This is a genomic window from Agromyces molybdatiresistens, from assembly GCF_052748445.2.
In genome coordinates, this window is the sequence record NZ_CM188258.1 from 1,175,225 (window position 1) to 1,195,975 (window position 20,751).

Annotated in this window: 19 protein-coding genes, 1 tRNA gene and 1 other RNA gene; 9 read left to right on the plus strand and 12 right to left on the minus strand. The window is 71.2% G+C overall.

All coding sequences use genetic code 11. The annotated features are described in order from the left end of the window. Window positions 1-7: 7 nt before the first annotated feature. The 6 genes from arfA (at window position 8) to menC (ending at window position 9,470) form a co-directional block, all read left to right on the plus strand. Window positions 8-1,519, plus strand: coding sequence for an arabinosylfuranosidase ArfA (arfA, locus tag ACULK2_RS05350; RefSeq protein WP_445970237.1), 1,512 nt, complete (start codon window positions 8-10; stop codon window positions 1,517-1,519). Then, window positions 1,516-2,904: a glycoside hydrolase family 5 protein gene (locus ACULK2_RS05355; RefSeq protein WP_445970236.1), complete on the plus strand. Its 1,389-nt coding sequence runs from the start codon at window positions 1,516-1,518 to the stop codon at window positions 2,902-2,904. Before arfA ends, ACULK2_RS05355 begins: the two co-directional genes overlap by 4 nt. A 75-nt stretch (window positions 2,905-2,979) precedes the next feature. Further along, window positions 2,980-4,017 carry a LacI family DNA-binding transcriptional regulator gene (locus ACULK2_RS05360; protein ID WP_445970235.1) on the plus strand — a complete coding sequence of 346 codons (1,038 nt, stop codon included), beginning with the start codon at window positions 2,980-2,982 and terminating at the stop codon, window positions 4,015-4,017. A gap of 180 nt (window positions 4,018-4,197) precedes the next feature. After that, the gene (locus tag ACULK2_RS05365; protein ID WP_445970234.1) at window positions 4,198-6,405 is read left to right on the plus strand and encodes an alpha/beta hydrolase-fold protein; all 2,208 of its coding nucleotides are present in this window, start codon (window positions 4,198-4,200) and stop codon (window positions 6,403-6,405) included. A 73-nt stretch (window positions 6,406-6,478) separates the two neighbouring features. After that, entirely contained in the window at window positions 6,479-8,101 is a 1,623-nt protein-coding gene (locus ACULK2_RS05370) for a LuxR C-terminal-related transcriptional regulator (protein ID WP_445970233.1), read from the plus strand. Between the two features lie 70 nt (window positions 8,102-8,171). Next, window positions 8,172-9,470: an o-succinylbenzoate synthase gene (gene menC / locus ACULK2_RS05375; RefSeq protein ID WP_445970232.1), complete on the plus strand. Its 1,299-nt coding sequence runs from the start codon at window positions 8,172-8,174 to the stop codon at window positions 9,468-9,470. Window positions 9,471-9,472: 2 nt separating this feature from the next. Here the strand turns inward: menC and ACULK2_RS05380 are convergent, their stop codons facing one another. Genes ACULK2_RS05380 through trxA form a run of 4 tightly spaced genes read right to left on the minus strand, consistent with a single transcriptional unit; the run spans window position 9,473 to window position 11,705 of the window. Continuing rightward, entirely contained in the window at window positions 9,473-10,111 is a 639-nt protein-coding gene (locus ACULK2_RS05380) for a DUF2238 domain-containing protein (RefSeq protein ID WP_445970231.1), read from the minus strand. After that, complete coding sequence (locus ACULK2_RS05385) at window positions 10,111-10,992, minus strand: endonuclease/exonuclease/phosphatase family protein (protein ID WP_445970230.1); 882 nt, start codon at window positions 10,990-10,992, stop codon at window positions 10,111-10,113. The genes ACULK2_RS05380 and ACULK2_RS05385 overlap by 1 nt, the downstream gene beginning before the upstream one ends. Before the next feature lie 60 nt (window positions 10,993-11,052). After that, window positions 11,053-11,328, minus strand: coding sequence for a YgaP-like transmembrane domain (locus tag ACULK2_RS05390; protein WP_445970229.1), 276 nt, complete (start codon window positions 11,326-11,328; stop codon window positions 11,053-11,055). Next, window positions 11,325-11,705, minus strand: coding sequence for a thioredoxin (gene trxA, locus ACULK2_RS05395; protein WP_445970228.1), 381 nt, complete (start codon window positions 11,703-11,705; stop codon window positions 11,325-11,327). Before trxA ends, ACULK2_RS05390 begins: the two co-directional genes overlap by 4 nt. A gap of 44 nt (window positions 11,706-11,749) precedes the next feature. Between trxA and ACULK2_RS05400 the strand changes: the two genes are divergently transcribed. Next, the gene (locus tag ACULK2_RS05400) at window positions 11,750-12,175 is read left to right on the plus strand and encodes a rhodanese-like domain-containing protein (RefSeq protein WP_445970227.1); all 426 of its coding nucleotides are present in this window, start codon (window positions 11,750-11,752) and stop codon (window positions 12,173-12,175) included. 13 nt (window positions 12,176-12,188) lie between these two features. Here the strand turns inward: ACULK2_RS05400 and ACULK2_RS05405 are convergent, their stop codons facing one another. Next, window positions 12,189-13,040, minus strand: a complete 852-nt coding sequence (locus ACULK2_RS05405; RefSeq protein WP_445970226.1) for an aminoglycoside phosphotransferase family protein — start codon at window positions 13,038-13,040, stop codon at window positions 12,189-12,191. Between the two features lie 49 nt (window positions 13,041-13,089). Here ACULK2_RS05405 and ACULK2_RS05410 point away from each other — a divergent pair, with 49 nt between their 5' ends. After that, a complete protein-coding gene (locus tag ACULK2_RS05410; protein WP_445970225.1) occupies window positions 13,090-14,994 on the plus strand; it encodes a helicase HerA-like domain-containing protein in 1,905 nt (634 codons plus the stop codon). Next, a complete protein-coding gene (locus tag ACULK2_RS05415) occupies window positions 14,991-15,650 on the plus strand; it encodes a GNAT family N-acetyltransferase (RefSeq protein ID WP_445970224.1) in 660 nt (219 codons plus the stop codon). The genes ACULK2_RS05410 and ACULK2_RS05415 overlap by 4 nt, the downstream gene beginning before the upstream one ends. A 27-nt stretch (window positions 15,651-15,677) precedes the next feature. On the opposite strand, the gene ACULK2_RS05420 is transcribed toward ACULK2_RS05415, so the two are convergent. From ACULK2_RS05420 to ACULK2_RS05450, 7 genes are all read right to left on the minus strand, one after another. Then, window positions 15,678-16,178, minus strand: coding sequence for a hypothetical protein (locus ACULK2_RS05420; protein WP_445970223.1), 501 nt, complete (start codon window positions 16,176-16,178; stop codon window positions 15,678-15,680). Between the two features lie 186 nt (window positions 16,179-16,364). After that, on the minus strand, window positions 16,365-16,946 hold the full coding sequence (locus ACULK2_RS05425) for a hypothetical protein (RefSeq protein WP_445970222.1): 582 nt from the start codon (window positions 16,944-16,946) through the stop codon (window positions 16,365-16,367). A gap of 267 nt (window positions 16,947-17,213) precedes the next feature. Then, window positions 17,214-17,301 (minus strand) — tRNA-Ser (locus ACULK2_RS05430). Continuing rightward, an RNA gene (ffs, locus tag ACULK2_RS05435) (signal recognition particle sRNA small type) lies at window positions 17,299-17,395 on the minus strand. The genes ACULK2_RS05430 and ffs overlap by 3 nt, the downstream gene beginning before the upstream one ends. A 6-nt stretch (window positions 17,396-17,401) precedes the next feature. Continuing rightward, window positions 17,402-18,364, minus strand: a complete 963-nt coding sequence (locus tag ACULK2_RS05440) for an NAD-dependent epimerase/dehydratase family protein (RefSeq protein ID WP_445970221.1) — start codon at window positions 18,362-18,364, stop codon at window positions 17,402-17,404. Beyond that, window positions 18,361-19,320, minus strand: a complete 960-nt coding sequence (locus ACULK2_RS05445; protein WP_445970220.1) for a bile acid:sodium symporter family protein — start codon at window positions 19,318-19,320, stop codon at window positions 18,361-18,363. Before ACULK2_RS05445 ends, ACULK2_RS05440 begins: the two co-directional genes overlap by 4 nt. Beyond that, complete coding sequence (locus ACULK2_RS05450; protein ID WP_445970219.1) at window positions 19,317-20,708, minus strand: flavin-containing monooxygenase; 1,392 nt, start codon at window positions 20,706-20,708, stop codon at window positions 19,317-19,319. The genes ACULK2_RS05445 and ACULK2_RS05450 overlap by 4 nt, the downstream gene beginning before the upstream one ends. Between the last annotated feature and the right edge of the window lie 43 nt (window positions 20,709-20,751).

Genomic DNA, 20,751 nt, shown 5'->3' on the forward strand with positions numbered 1-20,751 from the left:
GAGGAACATGAAGCGAGCACATCTCACCATCGACCCGCACTTCGTGGTCGGCCCGGTCCAACGCCGGCTGTTCGGCTCGTTCGTCGAGCACCTCGGTCGATGCGTGTACGACGGCATCTACGAGCCGGGGCACCCGAGCGCCGACCAGGACGGCTATCGGACCGACGTCATCGAACTCGTGCGCGAGCTGGGGGTGTCGACCATCCGGTACCCGGGGGGCAACTTCGTCTCCGGCTACCGCTGGGAGGACGGGGTGGGTCCGCGCGACGAGCGCCCCCGACGGCTCGACCTCGCCTGGCATTCGACCGAGACCAACGAGGTCGGGCTCGACGAGTTCGCCTCCTGGTTGCGCAAGGTGGGCAGCGACCTCATGTACGCCGTCAACCTCGGCACGCGAGGCGTCCAGGAGGCGCTCGACGTCCTCGAGTACGCCAACATCCGCTCCGGCACCGCGCTGAGCGACCGACGTGTGGCCAACGGCACCGCGGAGCCTCACGACATCCGGATGTGGTGCCTCGGAAACGAGATGGACGGCCCCTGGCAGCTCGGCCACGGGTCCGCCGAGGAGTACGGACGGTTGGCCTCGAAGACGGCGCGGGCGATGCGTCAGATCGACCCCGGTCTCGAACTCGTGGCCTGCGGGAGTTCGAGCGCGCACATGCCGACCTTCGGGGCGTGGGAGCGCGCCGTGCTCGAGGAGGCGTACGACGACGTCGACTACATCTCCTGCCACGCCTACTACGAGCCGAAGAACGACGACTACGGCAGCTTCCTCGCATCCGGGGTCGACATGGATCGGTTCATCGACTCCGTCGTGGCGACCGCCGATCACGTGAAGGCGGTCCGCGGCAGCGACAAGACGATGTTCATCTCGTTCGACGAGTGGAACGTCTGGTACCTGTCGCGGTACGACGAGGTCGACAGGATCACGGACGTGCACGACTGGCCGGTCGCGCCCCGCCTGCTCGAGGACGTCTACTCCGTCGTGGACGCGGTCGTCTTCGGAAGTCTCCTCATCTCGCTCATCCGTCACGCCGATCGCGTGACGTCGGCCTCGCTGGCGCAGCTGGTCAACGTCATCGCCCCGATCATGACCGAACCCGGTGGTCCGGCGTGGCGGCAGACCACGTTCTTCCCGTTCTCCGTCACTTCGGCACTCGCGAGCGGCGTGACCCTCGAGCTCAAGCTCGACTGTCCGACGTACTCGACCGCCCTGTACGGGGACGTGCCCATCGTGGACGCCGTCGCGACGCACGACCCGGAATCGGGCGATACGGCGGTCTTCCTGGTGAACCGCAGCCTCGACGAGGAGGTCACGCTGGAGATCGACACGAGCATCCTGGGCGACGTGTCGGTGCGCTCGTTCCGCACGCTGCACGACGAGGACATCCATGCGGTGAACAGCCTCTCGGACCAGGACCGGGTCCGCCTGCGGGAGAACGAGTCGACCCGAGCGACCGCGGGAGCGGTGACGGTGACGCTGCCGCCCGTCTCCTGGTCCGCGCTGACGCTGGCATGAGCGCGGCGACGACACTGCGCGTCGAGGGGACGCGCATCCTGTCGGGAGGCACTCCGGTGGTCCTGAGGGGCATGGGGCTCGGCGGTTGGATGAACATGGAGAACTTCATCACCGGATACCCCGCGACGGAGTCCCAGCAGCGGCGCGCCTTGCGGCGCGTGCTCGGCGAGGACGGATACCGGCGGTTCTTCGAGAGGTTCCTCTCGGCGTTCTTCACCGACGCGGATGCCGCGTTCCTCCGGAGCCTCGGCCTCAACTCGGTGCGCGTGCCGTTCAACTACCGGCACTTCGAGGACGACGACGCGCCCTTCGTCATCAAGCCGGAGGGATTCCGACTGCTGGACTCCGTCGTCGACGCGTGCGCACGACATGGGATCTACACCATCCTCGACCTGCACGCCCTCCCCGGCGCCCAGAACCAGCACTGGCACAGCGACAACCCCACGCAGTGGGCGCACTTCTGGAGTCAGCGCCAGTTCCAGGACCGCGTCGTGAACCTCTGGGAGCACCTCGCCGAGCACTACCGCGACAACCCATGGGTCGCCGGGTACAACCCGGTCAACGAGCCCGCCGACGCCCACGGCGAGGCGATCGGGCCCTTCTACCGGCGACTCGTGGCGGCGATTCGAGCCGTCGACCCGCACCACATCCTGTTCCTCGACGGGAATCGGTACTCGACCCAGTTCGACCAGCTGGGCGATCCCCTGCCGAACTGCGTCTACACGGCGCACGACTACGCGCTGCCGGGGTTCGTGGACGGCGGACCGTATCCCGGCGTGAGCCGGGGCCGTCACGTCGATCGCGACGTCGTCGAGGAGACCTTCCTCGAGCGCACCGCGTACATGCGCGAGACCGGGACGCCGATCTGGATCGGCGAGTTCGGGCCGGTGTACACGGGCGATCCCGAGCGCGACGCCCAGCGGTACCGGCTGCTGGAGGATCAGCTGGAGATCTATTCGCGCTACGACGCGAGTTGGGCGCTGTGGACCTACAAGGACATCGGGCTGCAGGGGCTCGTGCACGCCGACGAGGACTCGCCGTACGTCCGGCGCATCGCGCCGGTGCTCGAGAAGAAGGCCCGACTGGGGGTGGACTCCTGGGGCTCCACCGACGAGGGCGTGCGACACGTCCTGGAGCCGATCGAGGAGCTGTTCCGGACCGAGTTCCCCGACTTCCAGCCGTATCCGTGGGGGGCGCGGCGCTGGATCCACGGCCACATCCGGCACGTGATGCTGGCGGAGGCGATGGTCGACGATTTCGCCCGTGCCTTCGAGGGCGTCGGGCCGGTGGAGGCGGAACGACTCGCGGACGCGTTCGCGTTCGAGGCGAGTCGCGTGCGGGAGCCGCTCGCCGCCATCCTCGCTCGCGCATCCGAACGCGGGTGATGCGCATGCGCCCCTCGCCATCGCTCACGTGGCCGGGGCGCGGGCGGTCGGTCGGGTCGCCGCGGAGGTGGGCGAATGGCCGATGAGTCGCGCATCACGCTGGCATCCCTGGCCGCGAGGGCCGGCGTCTCGCTCACCACGATCTCCAAGGTGTTGAACGGTCACGCCGATGTCGCTCCGGCCACGCGGGCACGCGTCGAGGACCTCCTCCGCCGCAGCGGCTACCGACGTCGGGGGAGCGGTCGGCGGAGCAGGGCGGTGGAGCTGGTGCTTCCTGACCTGCACAGCCCGCTCTCGATCGAGGTGATCGACGGCGTGCGTGAGGCGGCCGTCTCCTCAGGGCATTCACTGACCCTCACCGTCAGCGGGAATGCGTACGGGAGCGCGGGCGACGAGCCCTGGCTGGATGCGGTGCTCGAGCGCCGCCCCGCCGCCGTGATCGTCTACTCGGGGGTCGTGGCAGAGGTCAGGGAGGCGTTCCGGTCTCGCGACATCCCGGTCGTGGTACTCGAACCGGCCGATGCGGCGGACCCGTCCGTGCCCGCGATCGGGGTCGCGCACTGGTCGGCGGCCGTCACGGCGACGCGCCACCTGATCGACCTCGGGCACCGGCGTATCGCGGCGGTCAGTGGACCCGACGGCGTGGTGGGGTCGCACGCCCGCCTCGACGGCTTCCGGTCGGCGATGCGCCTGGCCGGGCTGGCCGTGCCCGAGGGGTGGGCGCGGTTCGAGGAGCTCGACGCCCCGGCCGGCGAGCGCGTGGCGCACGAGCTGCTCCGCTCCTCCCACCCGCCCACCGCGATCCTCGCCGGCGGCGACCTCCAGGCGCTCGGCATCCTGAACGCCGCTCGCGCCGCAGGTCTCCGCATCCCCGAGGACCTCTCGCTCGTCGGCTACGACGACCAGCCCGTCTCGACCTCCTCGTCGCCGAGGCTCACGACGGTCCATCAACCGCTCCGCGAACTCGGGCTCGCGGCGACGCGGCTGGCGCTTCGCCTCGACGACCAGCGCGCGCTCGAGCCCACGCGGCTCGATCTTGCCGCGACCCTCATCCTGCGCGATTCGACGGCCCCGCCGCGCGACCCGTCTACAACGTTGGAAATCGACTCTTGACATCGCCCCGCGTCGCGGACAGCATGAACGCGGGGACCGATTTACGACGTTGTAAATGAATACGGTCGAGTACGGCGCCGTGGGTCCGACCCCTCACTCGGCCAGCCGATCAGGTTGGCCGCTTCGTGCAAGTCCGCGCACGTCCCGAACGCGGGGCGGAAGTGAGAGGAAGAAGTCTCGATGGAGATCACGACAACGGAGCGTCGCCCTCGACGCCTGTCGCGTCGACGCCGATCGGCGTCGGTATTCGCGGCAGCAGCAGTCGCGGCGAGCGCGCTCATCGCGACCCAGCCCGCGGCGGCTGAGGATCCATGGCTCACGCAGCTCGATGGCGGCTACGTGCGCATCACCATCCCCAACGCGGCGATCGAGGCCGCGGTCGGGCCCGTCTCGCAGGTGGTGGTCGAGGGGAACGTCGCGCCATCCGCCAACTGGGGTCAGATCGGTCTCACGCGGAGCGGCGCGAACTGGTCGACGACGTACGGTCCGCTCGAGCCGGGCCTGTACTACTACCAGGTCACCGGCGACGACTCGAAGGTCATCAAGGATCCGACGAACCCGGCCTCGGTCGCCTCCGAGCCGGAGTGGAGCACGTTCTTCGTCTCCGGCGAGTCGGCGGCGCTCCTCGCCGACGCTCCCGAGGAAGCCGGGACGATCGAGACGCTCAGGTACCACAGCGACGTCGCCGACGAGGAACGCTCGGCACTGGTGTGGACACCGCCCGGCTATGACACGAAGGGCCAGCCGTACCCCGTGCTCTACCTCCAGCACGGCGGCGGCCAGGGCTACCGGGACTGGATCGAGGTGGGTCGAGCCGAGCAGATCCTCGACAACCTGAGCCTCTCCGGAGCGCTCGCGGACATGGTGGTCGTGATGGGCGACGGGAACGTCTCCGACTTCACCACCGAGTTGCTCGACAACCTCATTCCTGCGGTCCGGGACGCCTACCACGTCTCGAACGCCAAGAAGGATCGCGCCCTCGCCGGGCTTTCCCTGGGCGGCGTTCAGGCCTTCCGGGTCATGCGCGACCACCCGGGCGAGTTCGCCTACGTCGGCGTCTTCGGCGCGGGCCCGAGCCGCTTCGGCGACATCAGGGATGTGCCCGTTGGAGAGCTCAACGACCTCACCACCCTGTTCCGCCTCTACGTCGGCAACAAGACCGACATCGCCTACAACGACGCCTACGAGTCGATGCGGCAGTTCGACGAGCTCGGCCTCCGATACCAGTTCGACGGAGTGAACCCCGACAACGGGCACAACTGGAACGCATGGCAGGAGAACCTGGTCGACTTCGCGCCGCGCCTGTTCCACGGGAAGAAGGAGACCGGCGACCCCGGGTTCAGCGAGGGGCACACGGCGCTCGAGGAGCGCTTCGACCCGCCGGCCGCGGGCACGACCCCGACGCCGTGGATCACCGAGGACGGGTTCGTGACCTTCGAGACGACGACCGACTTCGCGGACGCCGACTTCGTCTCCGTCTGGGCGAACTGGGGCCCGGGCGGCAGCTGGGTGCGTGTCGAGGCGAACAAGGTCGGCGACCGCTGGCGGGCGACCGTCGGCCCGCTCGACCCGTGGTCGTACTACTACCGGTTGATCGTGGACCGGGTGTCGGTCAAGGACACGTCGAATCCGACGAAGGTCACCTCCGAGCCCGCGTGGAGCACGTTCTTCATCCCCGGTGAGGAGTCGCGACTGCTCGCGGACGTCCCGCCGGGCGAGGGCGGAACGCTCGACGTGCTCACCTACCAGAGCGCGGTGGTGAACCAGCAGCGGAGCGCGTACGTGTGGACGCCGCCGGGCTACGACCCCGACCGAGCCGAACCCTATCCGCTCTTCGTGCTCAACCACGGCGGCGGGCAGAGCTGGACGGACTGGGTCGAGGTGGGTCGCGCCAAGCAGATCCTCGACAACCTGACCCGTGACGGCGACGCCGAGCCGATGGTCGTCGTGATGCCGAACGGCAACGTGTCGAACTTCAACGCGGAGGTCCTCGGGAGCCTCCTCCCCGCCGCGGAAGCGACGTACCACATCAGCACCGAGCCGGCGGAACGTGCGATGGCGGGTCTCTCCGCCGGCGGCGCCCGAACGGCCGGAATGGTGAAGGCGAATCCGGGTGCGTTCGCGTACATCGGGTTGTTCTCCGCCGGGTTCGGGTCCACGTCGGGAATCGACGTCGCCGCGATCAACGAGGGCACCGACCTGCTCCGGATGTACATCGGGGACATCACGGACTTCGTCTACCCGAGCGCGATCGCGTCCATGGCGCAGATGGAGGCGGCGGGGATCGAGTTCGAATTCGACGGGATCACCCCCGGGCCGCACGGTTGGGACCCCTGGCAGAAGAACCTGATCGACTTCGCTCCGCGCCTGTTCCACGACGCGCAGTGACGTCGGAGGGTGCCTCGGCGGCCGTCGGCCGTCGAGGCACCCCCGCGACCGCGGCGGGGAGTACCATGCAGGCATGCCCGAGGCGCGTCACGGGCTGGATGATGCCCGACAGGCGTACGCGAACCGCGATTGGCAGGCGGCGATCACCGCGTACGAGCACGTCCACGCCGCGGGGCGCCTGGGACCGGACGACCTCGCCTGCTGGAGCCGGAGCGCGTGGTGGCTCGCCCGGTTGCCCGAGTGCATCTCCCGCGCCGAGGAGGCGTTCGTCGGGTTCCGTGACGCCCGCCGCGTGGACGACGCAGCGGCGACCGCACTGCGGGTCGCACTGCTGCGTCAGATCACCGGGGACCTCACGGTCGGAGTCGCGTGGATGCGCCGGGCGCAGGCGCTCTTGGCCGACCGCCCCGAGGGCGTCCTCCACGCGTACCTCGTCACCCTGGAGCTGACGTTCGCGATGCTCGAGGGCTCGGACGAATGGTCCTCCGCGGGTCTCGACCGGCTTCGCGACCTCGCGAGACGCGTGCCCGACCCCGCGGTCGTGACGCTGAACCTCGCCGTCTCGGGCGTCTTCGACGTGCGCACGGGCCGGACCGCACGGGGCTTCGAACAGCTCGACGAGGCGATGCTCCGAGTGCTCTCCGAGGAGGTCGAGCCGGAGTGGGGCGGAGAGGTCTTCTGCAACACGATCGACCTCTGTCACGAGCTCGCGGACTACCGGCGCATGTCCGACTGGACGCGGGCGACCGAGCAGTGGTGCCATCGCATCGGCAGCGACGCGATCTACGCCGGCGTCTGCAGGGTCCACCGGCTCGAGCTGCGTTCGGCCGCCGGTGACTGGGAGGACGTCGAGGACGCGCTCGTCGACGTGTGCGACCGCCTCACCCGCGTCAATCCCTGGGTCGCGGGCGAGGGCTGGTACCAGCTCGGAGAGCTCCGACGACTGCGAGGGGACGCCGCGGGAGCGCGCCAGGCGTACGGGATGGCCGTCGAACACGGGATCGATCCGATGCCGGGCGCCGCCCTCCTGGTCCTGGGAGAGGGAGACCGGGCGCGCGCGTGGCGGCTCGTGACGGCCGCCCTCGACGCGAGGGACCCGCTCGGGCGGTCGCGATTGCTGCGCACAGCCGTGGAGGTGGCGTTGGCGAACGGTCGCACCACCGAGGCCGACGCGTTCCGCGACGAGCTGCACCGGCTCGCCGACGCGTACGACAGTCCGGGATTCCGGGCCTGGGCGGAGCACGCGGACGGCATGATCGCGCTCGCCGAGGGCGACGCTCCGGCGTCCGTCGCCGCACTGCGGTCCGTCGACGCGTACTTCCGTCGGCTCGGGCTGCGCTGCGAGCACGCGCGCGTCCTCGCCTGGCTCGCAGCCGCCCAGGAGCGCGGCGGAGACGCCGGACAGGCCGAACACCTCAGGGCGGAGGCCGCTTCGCTGTTCGATCGCCTCGGCGCCCGCGCGGATCTCGAGATCCTCCTGCCGGCGGATCAGGACGACGGGCCGCTCACCGCCCGCGAGCGGGAAGTGCTCGAACTCGTCGCGCGAGGTGCGAGCAACGCCGACATCGCCGAGCAGCTCGTCATCAGCGCGAGGACGGTCGGTCGGCACCTCGGGAACATCTACCTCAAGCTCGGCGTGCGCTCGCGAACGGCCGCGGCGGCCCGGTGGTGGGAGGAGCGAGCGGCCGTCCGCTGAGCCCGGACCCGCCCGGCCGACCGCCGTGGTGCGCCAGACTTGACTCGTCCGCCGATCGAACGGAGCCCCGATGACGACGACCACGCCCACGATCGAGGCGATCGAGCTGCACCGCCTCGAGGTCCCGCTCGTGCGCCCGTTCGAGACCTCGTTCGGCCGCGAGACGGCGCGCGAGGTGCTGCTCCTGCACGTCCGCACCGACCGGGGCGACGGGTGGGGCGAGTGCGTCGCGGGCCGCGACCCGTTCTACTCGGGGGAGTACGTCGACGGCGCGGCATCCGTGATCGAGCGCTACCTCGCGCCCGCGCTGCTCGCCGCCCCGGGGTCGCAGGTCGTCGACGACGGGCACGTGAGCGGCGTGCTCATCGAGGATCCCGCGCATGAGACCGGGATCTGGGTCGACGACCGCGAGCAGCACGTCGGCGCCGCCGCTGAGGGGGCGGCCGGTGCACGCGGGGGCGCTGCCGCATCGATCGCGAGCGTGCCGCTCGCGGCATCCGTCGCCCCGACGCTGTCGTTCGTCGCCGGCCATCGCATGGCGAAGGGTGCGCTCGAAGCGGCCGTGCTCGATGCCGAGCTGCGCGCCCAGGGCCGGTCGATGGCCGCCTGCTTCGGTGCGGTGCGCGACTGGGTGGACTGCGGCGTCTCGGTGGGCATCGCCCCCACGCTCGAGGAGCTGCTGGACGAGGTGACCGGCTACCTCGAGGAGGGGTACCGGCGCATCAAGCTCAAGATCAAGCCCGGCTGGGACCTCGTGCCCGTCGCCGCGGTGCGGGAGCTCATCGGCCGCGACGCGCTCCTGCAGGTCGACGCGAACACGGCGTACACGGCCGACGACATCCCGCTGCTCGCGAGCCTCGACCCGTTCGACCTGCTGCTCATCGAGCAGCCGTTCGCCGAGGCGGACCTCGCGACGCACGTGCGACTCGCGCAGGCCGCCGAGACGCCCGTCTGCCTCGACGAGTCGATCCTCGACGTCACGACCGCGGTCGACGCGATCGAGCGAGGCGCGACGAGCATCGTGAACATCAAGCCGGGTCGAATGGGCGGGTTCCTCGAGGCCCTGCGCGTGCACGACGCGTGCCGGGCGCGCGAGGTGCCCGTGTGGTGCGGCGGCATGCTCGAGACGGGCGTGGGTCGCGCCGCCAACGTGGCGATCGCCGCACTGCCCGGCTTCGTCCTGCCGGGCGACACATCGGCGTCCGGGCGCTACTTCGCCGAGGACGTCACCGAGCCGTTCGTGCTCGGCACGGGCGAGCACCGGGGGCAGCTCAGGGTTCCGGATGCCGCGGGCACGGGTGTCGCGGTGCGCGAGGAGCTCGTGCGCGACTGGGCGGCGGGTCCGCCCGTCACGATCGGGCGCCACTGAGGTCAGGCGTCGTTGACGCTCCGCCGCGCCGGAGAGGGATCGTCCTGCGGCTCGGACTCGCTCCGGCGGTGGGCGCTGATGATCGGCATCATGAGCCCGGCGAGCAGCGAGCCGATGCCGCCGAGCAGCAGGTCGCCGATCGAGTCGGTGTAGCCGACGTAGATGTCGCCGTCGATGAAGTGCTTGCCGAACCACTCGAACATCTCCCAGAACACGCCGAAGGTCAGCCCGAGCGCGGTCGTGACGATGGCCGTGGAGAGCACCGGGCGCGGGAGCGACTGCTCGTCGGCGACGATGCGGAAGTGCACCAGGAGCAGGTAGCCGACGGCCGCGACGAGCCCGTTCAGGGCGAAGTGCACGGGGAGGTCCCACCACTTCACCGTGACGTAGAGGTCGGTGACACTGCTCCACACGGCGACGAGGGTGACGATGCCGAAGGCGATGTCGAAGCCGGGGCGGAGCCGCAGCGCGCGCGGGAGCACCATCCCGCCTGTGGCGAAGGCGAGGCTCACGCCGCCGAGGGGCCCCCACCCGATCGCCGCGATGGGGATGCAGAGCAGCCCGATCAGCCGGATGACGTCGGCCGTGATCTCGGCCGGGCCGTCGGCCCGTCGCGTGAGCGCGTTCCACAGGCTCCGCATCAGCGTCGCTCCTCCTCCCGGCCCGGGGCCGTGTCGTCGTGCTGCCGGTGCCGCAGCACCGCCTGCACGGGTTCGTGGTCGGATGCCGCGCGCCCCTCGAATCGCGCGGCGTTGATACCCGCGTGGGTGACCTCGGCGGCGCCGCCGACGAGGATCAGGTCGATGCGCCGACCGCCCCGACGACGTGGCCCGTAGTTCGAGAACGTACCCCACTCGGGCGTGAGCCGCTCCTCTGCGGCGTCCCAGGCGTCGCGCAGCACGCCGTCGCCCGTGAGCCGGCGATGCACGGCCGACCGCTCGTCGGCGTTGAAGTCGCCCGTGACGACGATCGCGGCACCGGGCTCCTCGAGGTGCGCGGTGTGCGCGAGCCCGGCGATCATCAGCGCCGACTGCAGCCGCGAGCGGCGGGACAGGTGGTCGAGGTGCGTGTTGAAGACGTGGAGCCGGCCGCCGGTCCGGCGATCGGTGAACTCGGCGGAGACGACGAGCCGACGCGTGAGGTTGCCCCAGGTCCGCGAACCGTGCCGGTCGGGCGTCGCCGAGAGGGCGAGCTGCCGCCAGTCGGTGAGCTCGAGGCGCTCGTCGTCGTAGTAGACGGGGCAGGCCTCGCCGTGCCCGCCCGGGTCCCGCCCCGTGCCCACCCAGCGGTGGCTTCCCCCGAGCGCGTCGGCGACCACCTCGACCTGCTCGTCGAGCGCCTCCTGGACGCCGAGCACGGTCGGCCGCTCGGAGGCGAGGAGCCGCCGGACCAGGGGCTTGCGCACCGCCCACCGGTCGGGGCTGCCCGGTCGGTTCCGCGGCATCCGCCGCCGGATGTTGAACGACATGACGTGGAGGTCGGGCGCTTCGACCGGGCCGATGAGCGGCTCGTCCGTCATCATGCGCCCAGCGTACGCCCGGCTCGGGTCGCGGGCCGGAGCGCACCGGTCCCGGCGGGTCGGTCAGCCGAGCAGTTCGCGTCGCGCCTCCGGGTAGCCGAGCCCGTTCGGCTCGGTCTCGACGGCGGCGCGGGAGAACAGGTCGGTCGGGCACCACCCGGTGACGGCCCCGATCGCGAGGAACGCGGCGCACACGCTCGCGGGGATCGCGCACCAGAGGTTGTCGACGCTGGATGCCGCGAACGCGGCGAGGAACGTCGCGATGACGCCGCGCAGGACGCGCTCGCCCCGGCTCACCGCGCAGGAGCGCGAGGCGAGCGAGCGGACGACGCGGTTCACGCCTGTGCGGCGGCAGCTGCCTGCTGCTCGGCGAGCTGGCGGCGTACGTCGTCCATGTCGAGGGCCTTGGTGCCCTCGATGACCTGCTCGAGCTGGGCGCCGTTCAGCGCGCCGGGCTGGGCGAAGACGATGATCCCCTCGCGGAAGACGACGAGCGTCGGGATCGAGGTGATCCGGAAGCCGGCGGCCAGGGCCTGCTCGGCCTCGGTGTCGACCTTGCCGAACACGACGTCGGTGTGCTGCTCGGAGGCGCGCTCGAAGATGGGGCCGAACATGCGGCACGGACCGCACCACTCCGCCCAGAAGTCGAGGAGCACGATGTCGTTGTCCTTGATGGTCGACTCGATCGTGTCGTTGGTGATGTTCACGGAGGCCATGCCCCGATTCTACCAGATGATACCCCTGGGGTATTATTCACGTCATGCAGACCACGACCAGCCCCTCCGCGGGCACCCCGGCGACCCGTTCCATCAGAGCCGTCCGACCCGCCCGCGGCATCCGCGCCGTGCTCGCCGCGGCCGTCGGCGCAGCCGCGCTCGCCCTCACCGGATGCGCCTCGACCGAGCCCATCGAACTCGGCGCCGACACGGTCGTCGTCGACGTCCGCACACCCGCCGAGTACGCCGCCGGACACCTCGACGGCGCCGTCAACCTCGACCTCACCTCGGGCCGGCTGGCCGCCGAGATCCCGACGCTCGACGCCGAGGGCGACTACGTCGTCTACTGCAAGTCGGGCAACCGCTCCGCCCAGGCGACGCAGCTCATGGAGGAGGCCGGCCTCGACGTCACCGACGGCGGCTCGATGCAGCAGGCGGCGGATGCCACGGGACTGCCGATCGTCCGGTAGCGCGCCGTCCGGCTCAGGTGGCGAGCCCGGCCGCCGCCTCGCCGATGCGCTCGGCGGTCGCGGCGCGCTCGGGGCGTCCGTCGAGCTCGAACCAGGTCGACGACAGCGCGCTCCACGCGACGAGCCAGTCGCGCAGGCGTCGGGGGGCGAAGCCGGTCGCATCGACCACCACCGCGAACTGACGCGCGAGCCGGCCCGGCAGGAGCGCGCGCTCGTGCGACGGATTGCAGAGCAGGTTGCACGCGTCGAACTCGGCGTCGCCGAGGAGCGCCTTCGGGTCGATCGCGAGCCAGCCGCGCTCGCCGAAGTCGAGCACGTTGCCGTGGTGCAGGTCGCCGTGCAGCACGACCGGCTCGTGGTCGTCGTCGATCAGCCGGCGGGCGAGGTCGGCGCCCGCGCGGTGCAGCGGGCCGAGCCGGTCGGCGTGCGCGAAGAGCTGCCCGAACCAGTCCTCGAGCGGGGTCAGCGCGGGCGGCTCGTCGAGCCCGAGTACGCGATCGGTCTCGGCGTGCAGCAGCGCGCCGACTTCGCAGATGATGCGGGTCGCCGCGTCGTCCTCGCCCGCACGGACCATGGCGACGAGGTCGCGGGTGCCGGTCGCGCGTTCGATGAGCAGCGCCCGGTGATCGCGCCGGAGCACGCGCACGGCGCCGTGCCCCTCGAGCGCTGTGAGGAGTGCGGAGCCTCTGGCCTCCTCGGACTCGTGTGCGATCTTCAGCACCGCGAGTTCGCCGTCCTCGGTGCGGACCGGGAGCAGGCGACTCGTCGTCGTGGTCGCCGGATCACCGTCGGGCCGCAGCCGCCAGCGACGCAGCCACGCCGCCTCGTCCGCTCTCCCGGGGTCGACGGGTCCGAGATCGCTCACTCGCCCAGTATCCCCGTGCCGGGCACGTGGCGCCGTTAGGATCGGCCCCATGTCGGACGACGCGGTGAAGCGGGCACAGGAGGCGGCCGAGGCCGCCGCGGCGGCGGCGGCGGCGCTGCAGGAACAGGCGGCGGAGGCGATCCGCAAGGCGGAGGAGGCGGCCGCGCTCGCGAAGGCGGCGGCCGAGGCCGCGACGGATGCCGCGTCCGTTCCTGAATCGAAGGCCGCGACGGATGCCGCGCCGGAAGCCCCCCGCGCATCGGCCGCCCCCGCGACATCCGCCGTGCCCACCCCTGCCGCCCCGCCCACGTCGGCCGACGCCCCAGCCGGCCCGCTCGAGGCCGACGAGGTCGACCGCATCCGCGCGGGCTACGCCTTCGAGGGCCCGGCCCTCGAGATGGGCGCGCTCGTGAACGGCGAGGCGATGCCCGACGTACCGGTGCGGATCCCGCTCGCCATGACGAACCGACATGGCCTCGTCGCCGGCGCGACCGGCACGGGCAAGACCCGCACGCTGCAGGTGCTCGCCGAGCAGCTCGCGGCGGCCGGGGTCGCGGTGTTCGCAGCCGACATCAAGGGCGACCTGTCGGGCGTCGCGACGCCCGGCACGAGCAGCGAGAAGCTGCTGAAGCGCACCGACGGCATCGGACAGGCGTGGGAGGCGGCGAGCTTCCCGACCGAGTTCTTCTCGCTCGGGGGAGTGGGCCGCGGTGTGCCGATCCGCGCGACGATCTCGGGCTTCGGCCCGCTGCTGCTCGGCAAGGTGCTCGGCCTGAACGAGACGCAGGAATCGAGCCTCGGCCTCGTCTTCCACTACGCCAACAGGAACGGGCTCGCGCTCCTCGACCTCGACGACCTGCGCGCGGTCCTGGCCTACCTCGTCAGCGACGAGGGCAAGGGCGAGCTCGAGGGACTCGGCGGGCTGTCGAAGGCGACGGTCGGCGTCATCCTGCGCGAACTCATCGCCTTCGCCGACCAGGGCGCCGACGTGTTCTTCGGCGAGCCCGAGATCGACACGGCCGAGTTCCTCCGCACGGCCGCCGACGGTCGCGGGGTGATCAGCCTCCTCGAGGTGCCGGGCGTCGCCGACAAGCCCGCGCTGTACTCCACGTTCCTCATGTGGCTGCTCGCCGACCTCTACGGCGGGCTCCCCGAGGTCGGCGACCTCGACCGGCCCAAGCTCGTGTTCTTCTTCGACGAGGCGCACCTGCTCTTCAACGGCGCGTCGAAGGACTTCCTCGCGCAGGTCGTGCAGACCGTGCGGCTCATCCGCTCGAAGGGCGTCGGGGTCTTCTTCGTCACGCAGACCCCGAAGGACGTGCCGGGCGACGTGCTCGCGCAGCTCGGCTCGCGCGTGCAGCACCAGCTGCGCGCGTTCACGCCCGACGACGCCAAGGCGCTGCGCGCGACGGTCTCGACGTACCCGAAGTCGGGCTACGACCTCGAGGAGACGCTCACCGTGCTCGGCACGGGCGAGGCGATCGTGACGGTCATGAACGAGAAGGGCGCCCCGAGTCCCGTGGCCTGGACCCGCCTGCGGGCGCCGCAGGCGTCGATGTCGCCGAGCCCGGATGCCGCCATCGACGCCGTTGTCGCGGCATCCCCCCTCTCGGCGACGTACGGCACCGCGATCGACCGCGAATCCGCACACGAGTTGCTGACCACGCGCATGGCGGACGCCGCGGCCGCCGCCGACGCGGCCGAGGCCGCCGAGGCGCAGGCGAAGGCCGATGCCGAGTACGCGAAGATGCAGGCCAAGATCGAGGCCGACCAGGCGAAGGCGGAGAAGAAGGCGCAGGCCGAGTACGACCGGCTCCTGAAGAAGACGTCGGGCGCCTCGCGCTCACGTACCCCCCAGCGCTCCGCGCTCGAGGAGGTGCTCGGCTCGAAGTCCACGCAGAAGGTGATCACGCAGGTCCTGACCGGCCTCTTCGGCATGGCGAAGCGCAGATGACGGATGCCGCGCGGCGGGCGTCGGGGGCCGGGGGACCGGGACCGGTCATCCGCCCCTACCGTCCGGAGGATCGCGATGCCGTCGCCCGGATCTGCCTGCTCACGGCCGCGGGCGGCGCCGACGCCACGGGCGTGTACCGCGACGACGCGCTGATGCCGGAGGTGTACGCGCTCCCGTACGTCGTCTACGCGCCCGACCTCGCGTTCGTCGTCGAGGGCGACGACGGTCGGGTCGGCGGCTACGTGCTCGGCGTCGCCGACACGGCCGGCTTCATCGACTGGTACGCGCGCGAGTGGGCGCCGGGGTTCCGGGAACGGCACCCGGTCGCAGGGCCGCCCACGGTGCACCGCCCCGCGTACACCGAGGCGCAGCTCGTCGCCGACGGCGGCGACCCCGAGCGGATGCGGATCCCCGAGCTCGACGCGTACCCCGCGCACCTGCACATCGACCTCCTGCCCGACCTGCAGGGCCGCGGGCTCGGCCGTCGGCTCGTCGACACGGTCCGCACGACGCTCGCCGATCGCGGCGTGCCCGCCCTGCACCTGGGGATCGATCCGGCGAACGTCGGCGCACGGGCGTTCTACGAGCGGCTCGGGTTCCACGAGCTCCCGTCGAGCACGCCTGACGCGCCTCGGTTCGGCATCGCGACGCGCTGAGCGCCGCTCGCGGCCGATCGGCCCTGCTCAGGAGGGCAGGCCGCGCCCTTCGAACCAGTAGAGCAGGTGCGGGTCGGACGCCCGCAGCTCGCCCATCGTCACCGGCTCCGTGCGGATCTCCTCATCGAGGTCGAGCAGGCCGGCGATCGCATCGAGCGACCGGTCGTCCCAGAAGGTCCCGCGCATGCGGAAGAGGCACTTCCCGTCCTCGTCGACGATGAACAGCTGCTGGACGGTCTCGAGCGTGTCGCCGCGGTACGTCTCGAGGCGGAGGACACCGGCCATCTCGCGACGCGCCACGCTGTTGATCCGTCCGAGGAACCCGCGCTCGACGACACCGTGCGGACTCACGGCGACCTCGGCGCGCTGGTAGCCGATGTACGCGGCGGCGCCGAGCGCGGACAGGACGACGATCGCGGCCGCGGTGAGGCCCATGGCTGCGGTGCCGAGCGGCGACACCAGCCAGAGCACGGTCAGCAGCACGGGGACCAGGAGGGCGAGCACCGGAAGCCCGACGGACCGGGTCAAGGAGCGACGGGGTCTCAGGGTGAGCACCCTGAGACCCCTGCCCCCTGCCTGGCCGGTGCGGGAGTCCCCTGCGTCCCCGTATCCCGTTCTCACCGTTGCCACTGACATCGAAACCATCTTCTGCCGTCGGTTCCGATGCCGCTATTCCGCATTAAGGGGGACTTGCGCTCGGCGCGCGTGTCGTGCTCACCCGAGGATGGGCAGCACGGCGGCGCAGAAGTCGTCCGAACGGCCGGTCGAACCCTTCACTTCCCCGAGGAACTCCAGGAACTCGTCATCCGAGGGATCGGCGATGTCGTCGCCGTAGTCGACCAGGACCTCGTAACTGACCTGTCCGGGATTGCGTGCGATGGCCGTGCCGCTCTCGTCGTACACGGCCGCATTGCCGGTCGCGAGGACGAGGATCGTCATGGTGCCATCGCCGTTGTCCGTGATCCTCAGGTCCTTGTCCACGATGCGCACGTGCTCGGTGACGACGCCGCCAGGTCCGGTGTAGACGGTGTCGGCCACGACGTTCGCCTTGAAGTACGGCGCCGCACCCGGCTTGCGGGAGTTGAACAGGATGTGGACCTTCGACGTCGAATCGACCTCCACCGTCAATCCCGCGCCGCAGAAGTCCGTGTCCGTGAACGAGTCCATCTCATCGAACATCACGTTCTCGAGCGGGCGTGCCGTCGCGGGCACGGCGGCGAGCACCGATGCCGCGAGCGCGGCGGCGGAGACGGCGGCGATGAGGCCGCGGCGGTGGAGCGGGCTGGATGCTGACACGGAGTCCCCTTCCTGAGGCGCGTGACGCAGGACCTGCGTCATCGCGCAGCGGAGTCCGGGCTGGCGGCATCATCCCGCATCGGCGCGCACGCGGCGACGCCCGTTCGGGGGCGGAAACGGCCGAACCCCGGGTCGTGGACCCGGGGTTCGAAGCGCGGAGGATGGGGGACCCCGTCGGTCGGGCTCCGCCCTCCCTCCTCCTCGATTCGCAGCGTCCATCAGAATGCGAACAGGCGCCGCACCCTTCGGGCACGGCGCCTGTTCGCATGGCGGAGGATGGGGGATTCGAACCCCCGAGGGCTTTCACCCAACACGCTTTCCAAGCGTGCGCCATAGGCCACTAGGCGAATCCTCCAGGGACCCCTCACGCACCCGCCAGAGCCCGGTTACCCTTGCTGCGTTTCCGCCCTGGGGGAGTTGGCCTGGATGGCGCCACGTGAGGAGCCTCGGACAGTCTACCCGAGTGAGCGCGCGCTTCGAACCGCGAGGTAGTCGTCGAAGGCCTCGCGGCTCGTGCGCCGCGGTGTGTAGCCGAGGTCGCGCTTGAGGCGCGTGTTGTCGAGCACGGGCCGGTAGCGCAGGAAGCCGACGCGCTCCGGCCCGTGCACCGTGAGACGCAGGGCGTGCGCGATGCGCAGCACCGCGGTGAGCAGCGTCGGCGGCACCGTCACGGTCGGCTTGTCGAGCGCCTCGGCGATCTCGGTCACCGTGACCCTGCCGTCGCCGGCGACGTTGAAGACGCCGGTGACCTCACCCGTCGCGCCGCGGACGATCGCGCCCACGACGTCGTCGACCCAGACGAACACGAACGGGCTCTCGGAGCCCGCGATCCGCAGGACGCGCCGGCCGTCCCACAGCGCCGTGATCTGGTTCGCGACGGTCGGTCCGAGGATCGTGCCGATCCGCAGCACGACCTGGCCGAGCTCCGGGTTCTGCACGCGGCGGTCGGCGAGCATCTCCTCGACGAGTCGCTTGTGTCTCGAGTAGCTGAACTCCTCGTTGCCGCGGATCGGGTCGTCCTCGGTGAGCCACTCGGGGTTGTCGGCGTGGTATCCGTAGGCGGCCCCGGACGACGAGACGACGATGCGGCGCACGCCGTGTGCGACGGCCGCGTCGAGCACGTTGCGGGTGCCGTCGACGTCGACGCGGTACTCCACGTCCTCGCTCAGCCCGCCGGGGTTCACGATGGCTGCGAGGTGCACGACGGTGTCGATCGCGTGGCGTCCGACGACGGCGGCGACGGCCGCGGCATCCGTCACGTCGCACGGCTCGACGACGACGCCCTCGGGCACGGATGTCGCGGGCGGCCGCACGTCGCCGGAGACGACGAGCTCGACCTCCGGGTTCCCGGCGAGGGCCCGGACCGCGCTCGAGCCGAGGAATCCACTGCCGCCGGTGACGAGGATGCGGCGGCTCACGCCTTCGGCTCCTCGGCGGCGGCACCGGCATCCAGGGCCCCGGCGTCGGCCGCGGCATCCGCTCGCCCGGTGCGTCGCGCCCAGAGCGTCGCGAGCACGAGGCCCGCGATGATGTCCCAGATACCCCACCATCCGGCGACGACGGCCATGCCGCCGATCCCGCCGAAGAACGAGAACACGAGGCCGAGGCCGAGGCCCGCGTTGCGGATGCCGACCTCGAACGTGATCGCCTTCCGGTCGCGCACGCCGAGCCCGCCGATGCGCGCGCTCGCGTAGCCGAGGCCGAGCGCGATCGCGTCGTGCAGGAACACCGCGAGGAGCACGACGCCGATGTACGCCATGAAGATCGCCCAGTTGCCGACGAGCGCGGCGACGATGAAGCCGACGAGGGCGAGCAGGCTGATCCACCGCGCGTACGGCTGCACGCGCGCCGCGAAGCGCGGCCACACGGCGCGGATGACGAAGCCCGCGATGAAGGGCAGCCCGATGATGAGGAAGATGTCGAGCAGCATCTGCCAGCCGTCGAGGCTCACGGCACTGACGAGCTCCGACGCCTTGGGGTGGATGCTGCCCCAGAACGCGATGCTGAGCGGCAGCACGAAGATGTACAGCACGTTCGCGACCGCGGTCATCGAGACCGAGAGCGCGACGTTGCCGCGGGCCCGGTAGGTGAGCACCTGCGAGATGTTGCCGGGCGGGCACGCGGCGACGAGCAGCATGCCGAGCGCGACCGACGCCTGCACGTCGAGCAGCAGGGTCAACCCGAACGTCACCGCGGGCAGGAGCACGATCTGCGCGAGCAGCGCGATGACCATGGCCTTCGGCGCGCGCGCGACGGCGCGGAAGTCGGCGGGCGAGGTGTCGAGCGCGATGCCGAACATGATGAAGCCGAGCACGACGTTGAGCGCGATCATCGATCCGGGCGCGAAGTTCAGGACGACGTCGTCGATGTTCACGCGCGGGTCCCCGCCTTCGGGCTGCGGGCCGGGCGGACGGCGGCCGCCGGTGAATCGGAGGGTTCGGGGGCACCGGATGCCGCGGGCGACGGCAGCGTCCGCAGCAGCCGCTTCACGGTCCGCCGGTAGGCGTCCTTGTTGACGTAGTACGACATGCGGTCGAGCCCGAGGTAGCGGTACCCGCCCGTGAGGTCGGGCCACGGCTTCGCAGCACCGGCGCGGAAGCGGGACGCGGCATCCGGGTCGTCGCGCAGAGCCGCGAGGTACGCGGCGATGAGCTCGGCCTGCTCGTAGCGGCCCTGCCATCCGATGCCGGAGGCCTCGATCATGCCGAGCACGAACAGCCCGTTGAAGCTCGGCGGGAAGACGTTGAGGTAGAGCTCGGGGGCCGCGGTCGTCCAGTTCAGGTGAGCGCGGTCGACGAACGGGTAGTCGAGCCTGTACCCGGTCGCGAGCATGACGAGGTCGTAGTCGGCGGCGCTGCCGTCGGCGAAATGCACCGTCGAGCCGTCGAACCGGTCGATGTCGCCGACGACCCGCAGGTCGCCCTGGCCGAGGTGGTTCAGGATGAGCGTGTTCACGATCGGGTGCGACTCGTAGATCCGGTAGTCGGGCTTCGGGAAGCCGAAGCGGACCGGGTCGCCCGTGAAGGCGCGCAGCACGCGCGTGTCGACGAACTGCTTGATGCGCGCCGGCAGCGGGCGGCCCTGGTTCAGCGTGTCCGACGGGCGCCCGAACAGGTAGCGGGGCACGAAGTAGTAGCCGCGGCGCACCGAGAGGTCGACGGATGCCGCGTGATGCACCGCGTCGACCGCGATGTCGCACCCCGAGTTCCCGGCGCCGATGATGAGGACGCGCTTGCCCTCGAACACCTTCGGGCTCGTGTACGCGCTCGTGTGCACGAGCTCGCCCGCGAACTCGCCGCGGAACGTCGGGACGTTGGGCTCGGCGAGCGTGCCGTTGGCGAGGATCACCGCAGGGTGCTCGGTCGTGCTCGTCGTGCCGTCGGCGGAGACGGCGGTCACGCGCCATCCGCTCGCCCCGGTCGCGTCGCCGTCGACCGGTTCGACCGCGGTGACCCTCGTGTCGAAGCGGATGTGCTCGCGCAGTCCGTACGCGTCGGCGTAGTCGCGGAAGTAGCGGTGCAGCTCGCGGTGGCCGGGGTAGTCGGCCGTCGAGTCCATGGGGAACTCCGCGAACTCGGTCGTCGTGCGCGAGGAGATGAGGTGCGCGGACTCGTACATCGTCGAGCGCGGGTTGTCGATGTTCCAGAGGCCGCCCACGTCGGGGCCGGCCTCGAAGGCGATGAAGGGGATGCCTGCGCGGCTGAGCGCGCGGGCACCGGCGAGACCTGATGGGCCCGCTCCGATGAGGGCGATGGGGTTCACGGGTGGTTCCTGGTGCGTGGGCGACATCGTCGGGGCCGACGCC